Source organism: Nitrosopumilus sp., assembly GCF_025699255.1.
In the GTDB taxonomy this organism is placed as follows: Archaea; Thermoproteota; Nitrososphaeria; order Nitrososphaerales; family Nitrosopumilaceae; genus Nitrosopumilus.
In genome coordinates this window covers 1-14,244 of the sequence record NZ_JAILWA010000014.1, presented here as the reverse complement: position 1 = coordinate 14,244, position 14,244 = coordinate 1, and the positions used below count along the sequence as shown (strand labels likewise).

Below are 14,244 nucleotides of genomic sequence, written 5' to 3'. Positions count from 1 at the left end.
TCTAATATTACAATGTCTTAAAATTAAATATTTCTAAGATTCTAAAATTATCTTATTATTTGAAAACGACATGATTGAACTTCCATTATTTTTAATCTGTTTTTTTAATTGTTTATCCATTGTAGCTATAATTACTCTATTTTTTGAAACATAATCAAGTAATTCTTTGTCAGCAAAAGAACCCAAAATAGGAATAATTTTAAAATTTTTAATATAATTCAGTGTCGATTGTATTTCAGATTTTTTTTCAGGGTTTTTTTCTAATTCATATAATTCATTTTTTACTACCTGAGGAATAACAAAAGTAATTTGTCCTATTTCTACATCAAGATAATCCAAATTTTTAATTCTATTATTAGCTAAATGAATAAGAAAATTTGTATCACAGATTACTTCAACCAACTATTCCTGCACCAATAAGTCTCCATCTCTCAGCAATTCTTCTACTTATTGCAACATTTCCACCTTCAAATATACACGCAGGTCTTCTAAGTTCTATCTCTACATTTTTAGATTTTATTTTGGTTACTTTGCCTAATACAGGAGCAGTCCCAATGTTTAGTCGGAGTAATTCTCCAGAAGAAATAGGTTGTACTTTAACATCTTCAGTTGCTCCTACTGCGGAATCAAATAAATTTACTTCTAATTTTAATACAGTTGAATTCTCAGGAAGTGTTCCTGGTCTTCCAATTACTGAACCAATAAATGAATCACTTCTAGTCATTGCAGGATCTAGTTTTGTTCCAATAGCTACTAATCCACCAGGTTTTACTGATTCAACAATTCCTGCAGCAGTTCCTAAAGAAGTAATTTCGGTCATTAATGGTTCGTAAGTCTTTTTCTTTTCATTTATTATTCCTGGCTTAATCTCAATTTCATCACCTACATTAAAAACTCCTTGAGTAAGACTGCCACCAATAACACCACCTTTGATATCTTTTAGTTTTATTCCAGGTTTGTTTACATCAAATGAACGTAAAACATGCATAACTGTATTTGCTCTCTCATCTCTTTCTGGAGTTTTGATTGTTGATTCAATAGCACCAATTAGTGCATCTATATTTAATCCAGATTGTGCAGAAATTGGAATCACAGGAGCTTTTGCTGCATGTGTTCCTTTGACAAATTTTGTAATTTCCTGATAATTTGCAAGAGCTTCTTTGTAAGAAAGTAAATCAACTTTGTTTTGTACAATTACTATCTGTTGAATTCCAAGTGTTTGTAAAGCTAAAAGATGTTCTTTTGTTTGTGGTTTTGGTACTTTTTCATTGGCTGCTGCCAAAAGTAACGCTCCATCCATTAAAGCAGAACCTGAAAGCATGTTTGCCATAAGACTTTCGTGACCAGGACTATCTACAAAACTGACAACTCTAGATAGTTCACTTTCTTTTCCACAGTTATTACATTTTGGTGTTGTTGAATATCCTAAAGGTTCTTTACATTTTTTACATTTGTAGAATGCTGCATCAGAATAACCAACTCTAATTGTAATTCCACGTTTTAATTCTTGACTATGTACACTTGTCCATGAACCTGTTAATGCCTGAATAAGAGTTGTTTTTCCATGATCTACGTGGCCTGCAGTACCAATGTTGACACATGGTTGATATCCATATTTTTTAACATACCAATCTGGAAGAGTTTCTCTCCAATGCATGAATCAAAAAGTTAAATCGGTATATGTTAAGTTATTCTTTTTTGTCTTCAGTTTTTTCTTCTGTTGCTTCTTCTGCAGGAGCTTCAACTGGTAATTCTCCATCAAATTTACAGTTTACTTGATAGATTTCTTCTGAAACTGTATTTCCTCGCATTAATTTTCTTTTCCGTTGTCCATATTCTGCATCTTGTAATCCAACACCTTTAGAAAGCAAAACTTTTTTTCTTGCTGCACCATGAACATCATTTCGCATTGGAACACCAGATTTATCACTTCCACCAGTGATCTTTAATTTTCCAGTTAATCCAACAACCGATGCATCAGTTTCATTGCCTAGTTGTAATCCTAACAACGGATTAGCATCACTATCTTTGAGTTCTTTTGAAACTGATTTTCCTTTAATGTCAGATACTGTAAGCTTGAAGTTTGCCAATTATCTCGAAAAAAAGTTGAAGGACTAATTAACCTTTGGACATTATTTTTAAATCAAGAAAAATTGAGATAGGCATGAAAGAAGAGATCAGATGTCCTAGATGTGATAAAAAAATGGTTGATATGCAAGCATGTCACATGTTTTGTCCAAACTGTGGAGCTCATTTAGATTGTTCTGACAAAGGAAATTATTGGTAGTTAAATTCCAGGTCTGTCTGGAATATATTCAGAGGACATATTGATTGCTTGATCTTTCATTATTTCTAGATAAGTATCATAATCTGCTTGAAAATTACAATGAGGACATTTTACATTGGCAATGTCATCATCTAAAATTGCAACTTTTTCGCATTCTGGACATCTTGCATCCATATCAATAGTAAACAATTAAGATATTTAATCATAATCAATGAATTTCCTTTGAGCGGAGTTAGTTTAGTCTGGTATGACGTCAGCTTCCCAAGCTGAAGGCCGCGGGTTCAAATCCCGCACTCCGCATTATAATTCTCTAATTGCTTGTTCTATTATTCCTCTATCAGGAGCTTTTTGATAATATTTTAAATAATTTTTGAGATCTTCTTTTGCATCAGAGTTATTATTTTGTTTTTCTCTTAGATATGCACGATTTTTGTAAATTTTTGCAGAACGTTTGGGATTGATTTCTATTGCTTTTGTATAGAAATTTTCTGCTTTTTCAAATTGGTTTGTTTTTAGATAAAAATTTCCAAGACCGTTATACGTCAGATATGATTTATCATTGATATCTAAACATTTTTCATAGTACTTTACACAGTCAGGAGAATTTCCTGCATTAAGCATTGTACCTAATAAATTCAAGGCAGTAGAATTTTTTCCATCAAGTTCTACTGCTTGTTTTAGAGATTCAAGTGCTTCTTCGGTATTTTTTAAAATGTTCTGTTTTTCAGAAATAAAGCAGAGTCTATTTGATTTTTCAGTGATGTCATTTTCTAGTTTAATTGACGAGATTATTTCAGATGGAGCCAAAATTATAACTAATTTTCCTTCTTCAGTCCATTCTTTCTCAAATATATTTTCAGGAATTACACCTTCTTGTTGTTCACCTTCTTGATTACCTGTTTGAATATAATGTAGAATTGTTTTTTCACTTTCATCATAACCAGTGATTACTGAAGCATGTTGTGTAATTTCTGGAATTCCTGGAAGAATTACAATTGGTGGAATTCCTGCATCAATTATCTTTTTTAATTCATTTAATGATGAATGGACTATTTTACAAGTCAATCCATGTCTTTCTGCGATTTCAATTCCTTCAATTATAATACTGCCACTAAAGCCAGAGTATTTTTTTGCAGATTCTATAGCTTCTGCCATAGGCAAATCAACATTCCAATATTTGGATACTACGTTAATGGGTAATGGAAGGCAAATGTTTTCTTCTTCAACAAGAGGTAAAAGTAATTCATGGTTTTCTTCATCCATGAAATAAAGAAATTTTGAGAGTTATTAAAATCAATCAAAGTAAACAGAATTTTTCAATCAATTTATTTCCATCTTTGCTCATTTCAGGATGAAACTGAGTTCCAAAAATTAATCTTTTTTTATATTGAATTATTTCATATTTACAATTTTTTGATTGTGCAAGTGAGACAAGATCTAGGGGTAATTTTGAGATCTCAAAAGCATGACTCTCAAACACGTCAAATGAATCACTACAAAGAGGATTATCTAGAAGAGTCTGTATTGATTCGTTTCCTTTTTGGAGAATTGAAGTTTTTTTGATTGTTCCTCCTAAAGTAAGAGCTAAAATTTCTGCACCATAACAAATTCCAAGTAATTTTTTATTGTTTTCAATACTGTGTCTTATAATTTTGGAATTAATTTCATTGATTTTTTTTTCATTCTTTCTTCTTCCAGAAAGAATGAATGAATCGTATTGTGATATAAAATCCATATTTAATAAAGGAGGAGTTTGTTTTTCAAAAAGAAAATTTTTTTCATTTAAAAAATTGATTAGATTTTCAGTGTAAATAGATCCGTTATCAACAACAAGTAGCAATTAGTTGCCAACCTCTATAGAGACATAATGAATCTCTGGAATGTTATCTCTAAGAAGTACTGTACCAACATTAAGGTTATTGTCTTCTTGCCACATGAATACTCTATCACTACGTGGTTTGACAAAATCATCTATGAAGTCAGACAAGAATTTCTCAGTATTTTCACGATCATTTTCAGTAAAGAAGAATAATTCTCCTTCATTAAATGACAATGGAATCTGAATAGATGTTGGTTCAGCAACAGATATTCCATTTTCTTCAAACACAGATTTTATTATATTGATTCTATCATCCTTTACTAATTCAACATAATTATCATCAGCTGTAGTGACAGTTGGTGCAACACCTGAAACTTTCTTTAGATATGCTTCAAATGCTTTTTCTTGCGTTTCGCCTAAACCAACAAAGTATTCCCCGTTAAATGCGGCACCAACAGCTGCAATAGTTCCTAATTGTGCAACTACTCCACCTGCACCTGCAGTATATACAGGAATAAAGTAGATATCATGATCACCTACACGGTACAAAATATTATCACCAATTCGTGGATTTCTCAAAAGTGTCTTTAATTGAGCAAACTCTGGATCTCTATCAAGTGCTTCTCTAACAGCTGTTGGACCTATTAATTTTGTAGTAGAATTAAGTGGTACTTCATAAAATTGCAAGTCTCCAAGATTTGTAAGATCATTTTCTACAACCATATAACCTGCTAGATTTCTTCCTTGAGAGCCTCTTAATTCTAATGAAAGTAGACCTACAAATTCAGTTTGTTCAAAACCTGGTGGTTTTGCTTCCACATAATAGGTATCAAGACCACGCGGAATCTCATAAAATTCGTTAGCTTGGATAAATGTCTCAACATTTGTTACGTGATAGATATTATACATCTCTGTCTTCCAGTTGAATAGCTCAACAGGATATCTGATTTGTTCTTCTAACCATTTTGGCATTGGTTTGAATTGATCAGAATATTGACTAGCAAACATTTCAGTAAAGAAATCATCACCAGTTTTTAACAATTGAATGTCACCATTGTAAGAATCAACTAGAGCATAACCCACTAACCGTAAGTATGGATTACCAACAGACCATGGAACATCACCGGTATCAAATCCAATAATTAATGGAATTAACCAGTATGAATTTTCACCATCAGTCACAGGAAGTGAATCTAATTCTTTACCAAATAGATCATATAAGAAATAAGGATACAGAGTTTCCATTCTGTCATGTACATCTTTGTATCTCATTATGTGAACTGATTCACCAGGAAATGAAAGCAAAAAGTTTGGTTCAAAAATCCAACTAAGCGGTGGTGAGACATCTAATCCACCTAAACCAGAGTAGGAAACTCCACCAAGTTCTGCACTAGCATCACCTCGTGAATTTGGATATCCTGACCAAGTTTGTTCAAACAATCCTCCTTCACCATAGTAAATCTCTCTTTGTTTAAAGAATTCACCACTATCAACAATCTGTCCATCAGTGGCTTCTAGTGTAAGAAAACCATTTGGAACATGTGTGTATACAAGATGTTCGTTATACCATCTATTTTCAAGACTAACAGATGTGGGTAAGATTGGTTTCATTGATGCAGTCCAATACAATGTATTGTTAAATCTAAGAATATCGTTGTCTTCAAAATCAACATATGGAATTAGACCAATCTCAGGCTTTAATTTGGCAAATGCAGCCTCCCAATCCCAAACTCGAATTACATCAAGCACATCACTATTTTGTTTAACATAATTTTTGATATTATTTGCAGAAACAGACGTTAGTTTTACATCATGAATGTTTTCTTGGACACCATTTAGTTCTCCCAGATATCGATTTACTCCTATTTGTTGTGCAGTATAAGGACCTAAATATTCAATTTTCTTTGCATCGGCAATACTGTTGTTTACTGAGACAACTCCGGCAATTATGATTGCTATTGCAATAATTGTTAAAAATCTAATGTAAACGTCTCTCTTAAACATATGAGTAAGTACACGAGCTCGAATTCTGTCAACTATTGAAAAAGCAATTAAAGCAAAACCAATAACAAGAGTTCCACCAATAACATATCTTGTGTTATAATCAATTTGATCTGTAAAGAAAAGATTGATTCCAGCCCATATTACACCAATTCCAATAATTCCTTCAATTGTTGAAACATAGTTTAGATAACGTGGTTTTCCTTCATTAGAATCTTGTAAAAATGATGTTATTACATGAATTATTCTGTGAATTCCGACATACAAAACAAGACGTAGTCCAATTGCTGCAAGCAGTGGAGGGATTAAAATTACTAAAGCGGGAATCATTGGAACAACATTTTCAGATGCATAACTTGGATTGTTATCAGGAGTTACAAAAGGTAAAGAAAATAATGATGGTAAATTCTCTATTCCCAAAGTGTTTCCATCAATAAATGACATTGCTGCAAATCCAAACATAATATTTGCAAAGAAAGCTCCAAAGAGCAAAATCTTAGTAATTTGCCAGATTACAAATTGAGCTGAAGATAACTTGTAATCTCTAAAACTAGCAAGTGTACTAGATATGGGTTGTTGTCCTCCACCACCTAGAAATCCAATTCCTGTACTAATTGCATACCAAAAAATTGATGAGCGCCCTACAATGTTTACTCGAACTAGAGCAATGGCCGATAAAATAATTGTAGAAACAAGTGTGTAATAGAGGGGTTTGGTAAACTGATCACCAAACTCTGTAAAATTCATGGATAAAATGACTGCCTGATTTCCTACCAGAGTAAAAATTACTATACCAATTATGGCGACTATTCCCAATCTGATGTATTTTCCAGCATCAGGAGGAGGAGCTTGCTTATCAGTAGAGGCGCTATACAAAACCAAATTTTGTTGAGATTTGGTAAATTAATGTCTTACCGGTAAAATCAAGCTATTGTTGCTAATTTTTTACAAATCATGTACACTGCAACAAATCCTGGAACTGTCACTTTCTCATTGTTGTAGGGGCCAAATTTTTTATTTTTTAATTTGAATTCTATTGGACAATTTGCTAAGACTTCGATAGTTTCATCACTAAGAAAAGATGCTTCAGTGTATGGATCAAATGTTGTTAAATTACTACACTGAATTTTTGAAAGTCCACTTTTACTGTTAATTGAGCCAGGAAGTCTAAAAATTCTATGGATATCCATTGTCACATTTGGATCAATTTTAACACCAATGTTTTCAGCCACGTCATCTAAAGTTTTTTGGAAAGACGAATAGCCATTTGCAAGTAATTCTGTAATTATTTTTGAGCGTTTAGATTTTGAGCCAAAAACTTCTTTGGCAAATCTTCCTTTCCATCCTTTGTCTTCAAAATTTGGAAAAGATGATCTGTTTGGTTTAATTTTTTTCATTCCAAATGATTCAGGAATTACTCCACGGAATGAGATATAATCTGTCAATTCAGATCGTTCTCTAGATCCAATTTCTTGGAATTGTGAATTGTACACATAAACATGAAATCCCTCATTTCCAGAAAAATATACATGAATATCATCTTTAGATACTGCAAGATCATCAATTAAGACTTTAGACAGTTTAACAACTTCAGTTTTTGAGGCTTCAATACAGTTTTTGCATGGTAAAGATTTTTTTTCTAATTTAGTAGAATTGCATTTAGTGCACTGTAAAGAACCTTTTGAAACATCACTGCATTCATTACAAATTGAAACTGTATGACTTTCTCTACATAGTAAATTAAGATCCTTTGCATCAATATCAAAAATCAAATCTGCTTCTTTCCAATCTTTTTCGTTCATAGGTAAATTGGGAAATGTATAGTATGCATTAGAACAATAAACATCGGATGGAATATTTTGTATCAACATTAGATGTAATTCTTTATCATCTCTAATTGCAATATGACGAGTCATTCCAGAATTAAATTTTTGATAGCCAAATTCTCTTTCAGATGTTCTTTCAGGTACTTTGATTTGATCAAAATGATCAAAATAATATTTTTTAAAAGAACTCTCTAGAAATTGTATATCAGTATCTTGCATTATTTTTTCTTCCTTCCAAATTGTAAAGGATTGATAATATTATCACATTCAGGAGTTGCAAAGCATAAATCTTGAGTTTTTAATTTCTCACAGGATGGACAGGAATATTGTGTGCCAGCTCCTGATGTACCTGCCAAATGATTTAGTTGGTATAACGTTACGCGTTCATTATAATCGGGAGCATTTTTGAACAGAGGTGCAATTTGCTGAACTGATTGTCCTTTTGATAAAAGAAAAGTTGCAAGCATAAATCTTCCTGAATGAGGAAGGTTTTCTCCTTTTTCAAGAACTTCAATTGCATGTTTTACACAAGGAGGATATTCTCCTGTGGTAACAGTATATGTTACAAATTTTTTTGATAATGAAACCAGTTTATTCACTGAATCTTCAAAACCAGGAATCATTGTAGGCGTTCTAGCATTTACGATCTTTGAGTTGATGTATGTTCCTAATTCTTTTCTGATTAATCGAACTGTTTCATGAGGTGAAAGATAAACTTGACCATTCTCAACATGTCGATTAATTAGTTTCCATTCTCGTTCATGAAAATTAATTGAATGTTTTAGGTAATTAAAAACAGGAATTATAAAAAAATCATCTAATTTTTTCACTTGAACTGAAAAAAGATCATCAATTACTCTTATTGCAAGTTGATTTTTTGATTCATCTGAAATATTTGCTAGATCTTTTTCTAAATATTTTTCTGCACGTCTTGCCTCTGCTAATGCAAATCTCTTGATGAGAGTATGCATTCCACTAAGTTTCAATAAAACAATTGCTAAAAGAAATGAAAATACTTCTCTTGGTAAAGCAGCTTCTTTTGAAACATGATCTCCATCTAGATCAGATTTGTAGATTTTTCCATCAGCAGCTACTCTAATTCGATCATATGCTTTGTCAATAAGCTGTTTCAAGTCAGGATCTGAACCAAATTGTTCAAGTGAGAAACCTTGATCTTTAAGATATTGTCCTGCATCTGCTAAAAATGGGTATTTGGCAATTTCATCCTGACCAAGTGCAAGCATGAAAGTAATTTACCTAGTTTACTTAAAAATCTGATTTTTTGGATTTTGATGCTGGTTTAAATTATGTTTTAGGAAAATTCTACATATGAAAATTGGATGTCATGTTTCTATATCTGGATCAATTGACAAGTCAGTAGATAATGCAGTTGAAAGAAAATGTTCAGCATTTCAAATTTTTACTAGAAATCCAAGAGGTTGGCATGCAAAACCACTTTCTAAAGAAGACATTGATAATTTTAAATTAAAACTAAAAACCAGTAAAATTGACAGGTTGGCTACATGCGCACATATGCCATACTTGCCTAATCTTGCAACACCCAAAGATGACGGTTTTGAAAAATCTGTTAAAACTTTGATTGATGAAAGTGAAAGGTGCGCACAATTAGGAATTCCATATCTTGTAACACATCTTGGAAGTCATTTGGGAACAGGTGACGAAGCTGGAATTAAAAGACTAGTTGAAGGATTAACAAAAGCAGGTAAAATAAAAAATGATGTAATGATTTTGTTAGAAAATACTGCGGGTCAGAAAAATTCTGTTGGTTCTGATTTTAAACAGCTTGGGGAAATTTTCAAACAATTAAAACCTACAAAAAAATTTGGAGTTTGTTTAGATACATGTCATGCATTTGTTGCAGGATATGATTTAAAAACTGAAGAAGCTGTAAAGAAAACTTTTTCAGAATTTGACAAATATGTAGGAATAGACAATTTAAAAATTCTTCATCTAAATGATGCTAAAGGAGATCTTGGTTGCAATCTTGATAGACATTATCATTTGGGTTTAGGTGGAATTGGCAAGAAAGGAATTTCTGCTGTTGTAAAGTTGGTAAACAAGAAAAAGATTCCAATAATTTTAGAGACTCCTATTGATGATGACCGTGATGACTTTGAAAATGTCAGAGTGGCAAAGGAGTTTGCGTAGAAATTTATTTCATGAATAAGTTGATGTTATGATGGATTATGAAGCAGTAATGAAACTAGCACTTGAGCGTGGGTTTTATTTTCCTAGTTGTGAGGTATATGCGGATGCACAGGCGGGATTTTGGGAATATGGTCCATCCGGAGTCAGTCTAAAAAATAAATTCTTAGAATTATGGAGAAGGGAGCTAATTAGACGAGATGGAATGCTTGAGATAGATGGATCTCAAATCATGTCAAAATCGGTTTTTGAGGCATCAGGTCATTTGGGAAATTTTGCTGATCCAATAATAAAATGTACAAAATGTAATGCAACATTTCGAGCAGATAGAACTATTGCAGAACTAACACAAATTGAAATTCCAGAAAGTGCTGACTTGGAAGAATTTGATAAAGCAATTTCTGAAAATAATATCAAATGTCCAAAATGTAAAGGAGGTTTTGATAAGACCAAAAATTTCAATATGATGTTTAAAGTTGGTATTGGTCCTGAAGAGGAGGAAGCTTATCTTAGACCTGAGACATGTCAGTCAATCTTTGTAGATTTTCCTAGATTGTACAAAACAATGAGAGGTAAACTTCCTTTAGGAATAGCACAAGTAGGTAAGAGTTTTAGAAATGAGATTGCCCCAAGACAAAGTTTACTACGATTAAGAGAATTTTATCAAGCAGAAATAGAGGTATTTTGTAATCCTTTGAAATTATCAGAGATGGAAAAATTCTCAGAAATTCAAGATGTCATTATTAGAGTACAAACATATGAAGAACCTGTTTCTATGACATGCAAAGATGCAGTTGATTCAGGAGTTGTTCCAAATAAGTTTGTTGCATACTATTTGGGAATTTTAACTGAATTTTATGAGAAAACAGGAATTGATATTACAAAAAGTAGATTTAGAAAACTAGGAGATAAAGAAAAAGCATTCTATGCTGAAGTTGCATTTGATTTTGAAGTAGAAACTACAATCGGATGGCTTGAATTGGTGGCATGTAACTATCGATCTGATTATGATTTGTCTAGTCACGAGAAAAAGAGTAAACAAAAGTTTGAGATAATGGATGGAGATGACAAAGTCTTACCTCACGTATTTGAAATCTCTATGGGAATTGACAGAAGTTTGTATACAATTTTAGAGCATAGTTTGAAAGACGATAAGGAACATGAGAGGATTGTTTTGTCTCTAAAGCCATACTTGTCTCCTGTACACATTGGAATTTTATCTCTAGTAAAAAAAGACGGATTAAAAGAGAAAGCAGATGATATTTATCTTCAATTAAAAAGAAAATGCGATGCATTTTTGGATCATTCTGGTGCCATAGGTAGAAGATACAGAAGACTAGATGAGATAGGATCACCATTTGCAATAACTGTAGATCATCAAACACTAGAAGATGAAACAGTAACAATTCGTATGAGAGATAGTATGGAACAAAAAAGAATTAGTATTTCAGATCTTGATTCTGAGGTAATTCACTCAATTGCATATCCATAAATGAAAATATGCAAATCATTGAGTAAATAGTGTGATGGTTTCAGAATGATATCTGTATTTTATCTTCACAACAGAATCTTCTGATGCATGGGCTTGCTGAACAATATCATCTTCAGATTCTAATGAAACACTCCACTGACCAACTATTGGATCAATTGATGTAATTGAGAATCTCTCAAGTGCATTATCTGCTCCACTGTATCTTAATCTTAGTATTTGGTCTCCGTATGGAATACTTTCCAATCCACCACGATTTCCTCGTGTGCTTTCATTGATTAGACACTCATCTGCACCGCCAATTACACACTGTCCACTAGGATCAGTTACAGTAAATCTAAGACTAGAATCTGCATTAGATGCATAAACTAGAGCTGGATCTGCCAAGATCTGGCCATCTTTTTGTATTACTTCTAGTGATGGCATATCGCTAGATGATACCGTGATAGTTTTTGGATGTGTAGCTAATTCAGTCAAAGTAGTAGTGATTCTGTTATCATACAATTCAACTACACCTTGAACATCATATGTTACATATCCATCAGATGATGGCACATTCCAATTAAAGATGATTTGTGTCTGGCCTGTACCAAAGAGTTGTGATCTCTTTGAGACTACTTGGCCATCTACCATTAGAGATACAATTCCATAGGATGGTTCATCTTCATTAAATAGATAGAACTCTGGTTGAACAATAGAGCCAGATGGACGAATTGTTGGCATATCTACTTCAATTTCAATATCAGATACCCTAGTTGGTTTTACACCAATATTGTAGTGAGTTGATTCTGTCTGTCCACCATCTTCATCAGTTATGTGTAACCAATAAGACATTCCAGGTTCTACTGAGAAGTATGAGGGTATTGTTGCAGATACCACATATGTAGAGTTTGAAACATACAATGGTGTAACATCCATCTTAATTCCAATGTATTCAGAATCAGTTTGTCCCATTGAAATTGATCTAAGTTCTACTCGTTCAAGTGATGTTGTACTATCAATAATTGCAGAAACAGTCAAGTCTTTACCATCATTGAATAAGAATTCTGATTCAGTCTCTGCATTATAGACAGTGCCATTTCCAATCTGAATCTTTGTGTCAAATATTCTTGCAGGTGCCTCTGCTTCAGGAGTTGTATCGTCTGGAAGTGGTACAATTACAGTAGTTCCTTCACAAGATAGTAGTTTAACTGAAGCTCTTATAGTATTAGTTGAATTTCCTACTTCTTCTGTAGCTGTAACATACATGAATGATTCATCAGATGAAATTGGAAGTTCGTATAGATATCTATCTACAGTTGAGAATTTGTTTAGTTCTTCATATGGTTGAATTTCTGCCAAGATTGCAAATATCACTCCAGATTTTGCAGTAGTTACTTTGACTGTTGGTGGTACATCTGCATCACTTGAAACTATTATTCTTGCCATATTCTCTGAACATTTGTCATAAGAAATCTCGTTGATTGCTAATGGTGTTCCTAGAATTCCTCCAAATCCACCAGATCCGCCACTGGCTTCAGCTCCAGCACCTGTACTGCCACCACCGCCACTGCTTCCGCTAGTACCACTTATACCACTAGAACCAGAGCCTGGGCTTCCTTTGGAAGCACCTCTAGCATCACCAAATGATGTAAAGTGTGTAGTCCAAATGACAAGGTCTGTTCCATCATCAAATTTACACTCTCCAGAACCAGCAAGTTGAGCTGTTACCGTAGCAAGATCATCTGCATCACATGTTGTGGTGATAAATGTGACTGATGTATCTCCTGCTCTCTTGAAGAATGCTTCATGATCACTATTTCCACCAGCACTTAAGAATTCTATTCTTGCTGGTTTGTCAAATGTCATTTCGGTAGTTGATAATCCAATTTCGATTGCAGTAATATCACTATACGTTTTAGTCTCCGAATCTGGAATTGTAATTTCTTTAAATGTTGGCATCTCTAGCAAACCACTCCAACCACTAGGTCCAGTTACTTTTGTGGAATTTGAAATCACTACTTCTACATCAAATGTAGTTGTAGATTCATCTATGTCTGCTTTTGCTGTCCAACCATTGGTAATTGTTACATTATTTCCAGATAAAAGTCTAGAATAGTCCAGTTTTGTACCGCTTACTTTGTCAAGTTCAACTAGTTTTAATTTGGCAGATGAAGATGTGACAACCAATTTTTTATTTGATGTTGTTACTTTAACAGTAGTTTGTTCATTTTCAATTAATTCTTCATCAGATGCAAGATTTGCTAATGCAGTTGCACTATCAGCTAAACTAAGAGATTCTGTAATTGTGAGAGTTGCTTCATGAATTGTGTTAACTGCGTCAGTGAATGATAGTGATTCTGTTAGTGAGACAGAAGCTGCTTGAATATTATCTATTGCGTCAGTGAGTGTAATGGATTCTGTTAGATCTACGGATGCTGTCTTCTGAGTCTCTACTGCGTCAGTAAACAACATAGATTCAGTTAGTGAGACAATGATAGTTGTTGCTGTGTCAACTGCGTCAGTAAATGATAGTGATTCGGTTAGATCTACGGATGCTGATTTGGTGGTGTCAACTGCGTCAGTGAAAGTGATAGATTCTGTTAGATCTACGGATGCAGCTTTGGTGGTGTCAACTGCGTCAGTGAAAGATAGTGATTCTGTTAGTGAGACAGAA

The 14,244-nt window shown here is 33.2% G+C and carries 13 protein-coding genes and 1 tRNA gene; 4 read left to right on the top strand and 10 right to left on the bottom strand.

Annotated elements, in window-relative coordinates:
* Nucleotides 1–33: 33 nt before the first annotated feature.
* Genes K5781_RS09540 through K5781_RS09530 form a run of 3 tightly spaced genes read right to left on the bottom strand, consistent with a single transcriptional unit; the run spans nt 34 to nt 2,090 of the window.
* Nucleotides 34–402 (bottom strand): twitching motility protein PilT, encoded by a 369-nt coding sequence (locus tag K5781_RS09540; protein WP_297443453.1) that lies wholly within the window; start codon nt 400–402, stop codon nt 34–36.
* The gene (locus K5781_RS09535) at nt 395–1,657 is read right to left on the bottom strand and encodes a translation initiation factor IF-2 subunit gamma (RefSeq protein ID WP_297443450.1); all 1,263 of its coding nucleotides are present in this window, start codon (nt 1,655–1,657) and stop codon (nt 395–397) included. Before K5781_RS09535 ends, K5781_RS09540 begins: the two co-directional genes overlap by 8 nt.
* Before the next feature lie 31 nt (nt 1,658–1,688).
* Nucleotides 1,689–2,090, bottom strand: a complete 402-nt coding sequence (locus K5781_RS09530; protein WP_297443447.1) for a 30S ribosomal protein S6e — start codon at nt 2,088–2,090, stop codon at nt 1,689–1,691.
* Between the two features lie 35 nt (nt 2,091–2,125).
* Here K5781_RS09530 and K5781_RS09525 point away from each other — a divergent pair, with 35 nt between their 5' ends.
* On the top strand, nt 2,126–2,287 hold the full coding sequence (locus K5781_RS09525) for a hypothetical protein (protein ID WP_297443444.1): 162 nt from the start codon (nt 2,126–2,128) through the stop codon (nt 2,285–2,287).
* Here K5781_RS09525 and K5781_RS09520 read toward each other — a convergent pair whose 3' ends face one another.
* Nucleotides 2,288–2,461 carry a zinc-domain-containing protein gene (locus K5781_RS09520; protein WP_297443441.1) on the bottom strand — a complete coding sequence of 58 codons (174 nt, stop codon included), beginning with the start codon at nt 2,459–2,461 and terminating at the stop codon, nt 2,288–2,290.
* Nucleotides 2,462–2,513: 52 nt separating this feature from the next.
* Between K5781_RS09520 and K5781_RS09515 the strand changes: the two genes are divergently transcribed.
* Nucleotides 2,514–2,587: transfer RNA gene (locus tag K5781_RS09515), tRNA-Gly, on the top strand.
* On the opposite strand, the gene K5781_RS09510 is transcribed toward K5781_RS09515, so the two are convergent.
* Genes K5781_RS09510 through K5781_RS09490 form a run of 5 tightly spaced genes read right to left on the bottom strand, consistent with a single transcriptional unit; the run spans nt 2,588 to nt 9,177 of the window.
* The gene (locus K5781_RS09510; RefSeq protein WP_297443438.1) at nt 2,588–3,550 is read right to left on the bottom strand and encodes a tetratricopeptide repeat protein; all 963 of its coding nucleotides are present in this window, start codon (nt 3,548–3,550) and stop codon (nt 2,588–2,590) included.
* Between the two features lie 34 nt (nt 3,551–3,584).
* A complete protein-coding gene (locus K5781_RS09505) occupies nt 3,585–4,127 on the bottom strand; it encodes a gamma-glutamyl-gamma-aminobutyrate hydrolase family protein (RefSeq protein WP_297443436.1) in 543 nt (180 codons plus the stop codon).
* Nucleotides 4,128–6,983 carry a UPF0182 family protein gene (locus K5781_RS09500; RefSeq protein WP_297443433.1) on the bottom strand — a complete coding sequence of 952 codons (2,856 nt, stop codon included), beginning with the start codon at nt 6,981–6,983 and terminating at the stop codon, nt 4,128–4,130.
* 47 nt (nt 6,984–7,030) lie between these two features.
* Nucleotides 7,031–8,152, bottom strand: coding sequence for a DNA primase small subunit domain-containing protein (locus K5781_RS09495; protein ID WP_297443430.1), 1,122 nt, complete (start codon nt 8,150–8,152; stop codon nt 7,031–7,033).
* The gene (locus tag K5781_RS09490) at nt 8,152–9,177 is read right to left on the bottom strand and encodes a DNA primase (protein ID WP_297443428.1); all 1,026 of its coding nucleotides are present in this window, start codon (nt 9,175–9,177) and stop codon (nt 8,152–8,154) included. The genes K5781_RS09495 and K5781_RS09490 overlap by 1 nt, the downstream gene beginning before the upstream one ends.
* Before the next feature lie 85 nt (nt 9,178–9,262).
* On the opposite strand from K5781_RS09490, the gene K5781_RS09485 reads away from it, so the two are divergent.
* Both K5781_RS09485 and glyS read left to right on the top strand, forming a co-directional pair.
* Nucleotides 9,263–10,102, top strand: coding sequence for a deoxyribonuclease IV (locus K5781_RS09485; RefSeq protein ID WP_297443425.1), 840 nt, complete (start codon nt 9,263–9,265; stop codon nt 10,100–10,102).
* A 31-nt stretch (nt 10,103–10,133) separates the two neighbouring features.
* Complete coding sequence (gene glyS, locus K5781_RS09480; RefSeq protein ID WP_366848256.1) at nt 10,134–11,591, top strand: glycine--tRNA ligase; 1,458 nt, start codon at nt 10,134–10,136, stop codon at nt 11,589–11,591.
* Nucleotides 11,592–11,606: 15 nt separating this feature from the next.
* On the opposite strand, the gene K5781_RS09475 is transcribed toward glyS, so the two are convergent.
* On the bottom strand, nt 11,607–14,244 hold a 2,638-nt coding region (locus K5781_RS09475), incomplete at its 5' end, for a hypothetical protein (protein WP_297443419.1).

Excerpts from the sequence above, each read along its gene's own strand:
- K5781_RS09490 (WP_297443428.1), bottom strand. The coding sequence starts at position 9,177 with ATGCTTGCACTTGGTCAGGATGAAATTGCCAAATACCCATTTTTAGCA.
- glyS (WP_366848256.1), top strand. The coding sequence starts at position 10,134 with ATGGATTATGAAGCAGTAATGAAACTAGCACTTGAGCGTGGGTTTTAT.
- K5781_RS09485 (WP_297443425.1), top strand. The coding sequence starts at position 9,263 with ATGAAAATTGGATGTCATGTTTCTATATCTGGATCAATTGACAAGTCA.
- K5781_RS09495 (WP_297443430.1), bottom strand. The coding sequence starts at position 8,152 with ATGCAAGATACTGATATACAATTTCTAGAGAGTTCTTTTAAAAAATAT.
- K5781_RS09520 (WP_297443441.1), bottom strand. The coding sequence starts at position 2,461 with ATGGATGCAAGATGTCCAGAATGCGAAAAAGTTGCAATTTTAGATGAT.
- K5781_RS09510 (WP_297443438.1), bottom strand. The coding sequence starts at position 3,550 with ATGGATGAAGAAAACCATGAATTACTTTTACCTCTTGTTGAAGAAGAA.
- K5781_RS09535 (WP_297443450.1), bottom strand. The coding sequence starts at position 1,657 with ATGCATTGGAGAGAAACTCTTCCAGATTGGTATGTTAAAAAATATGGA.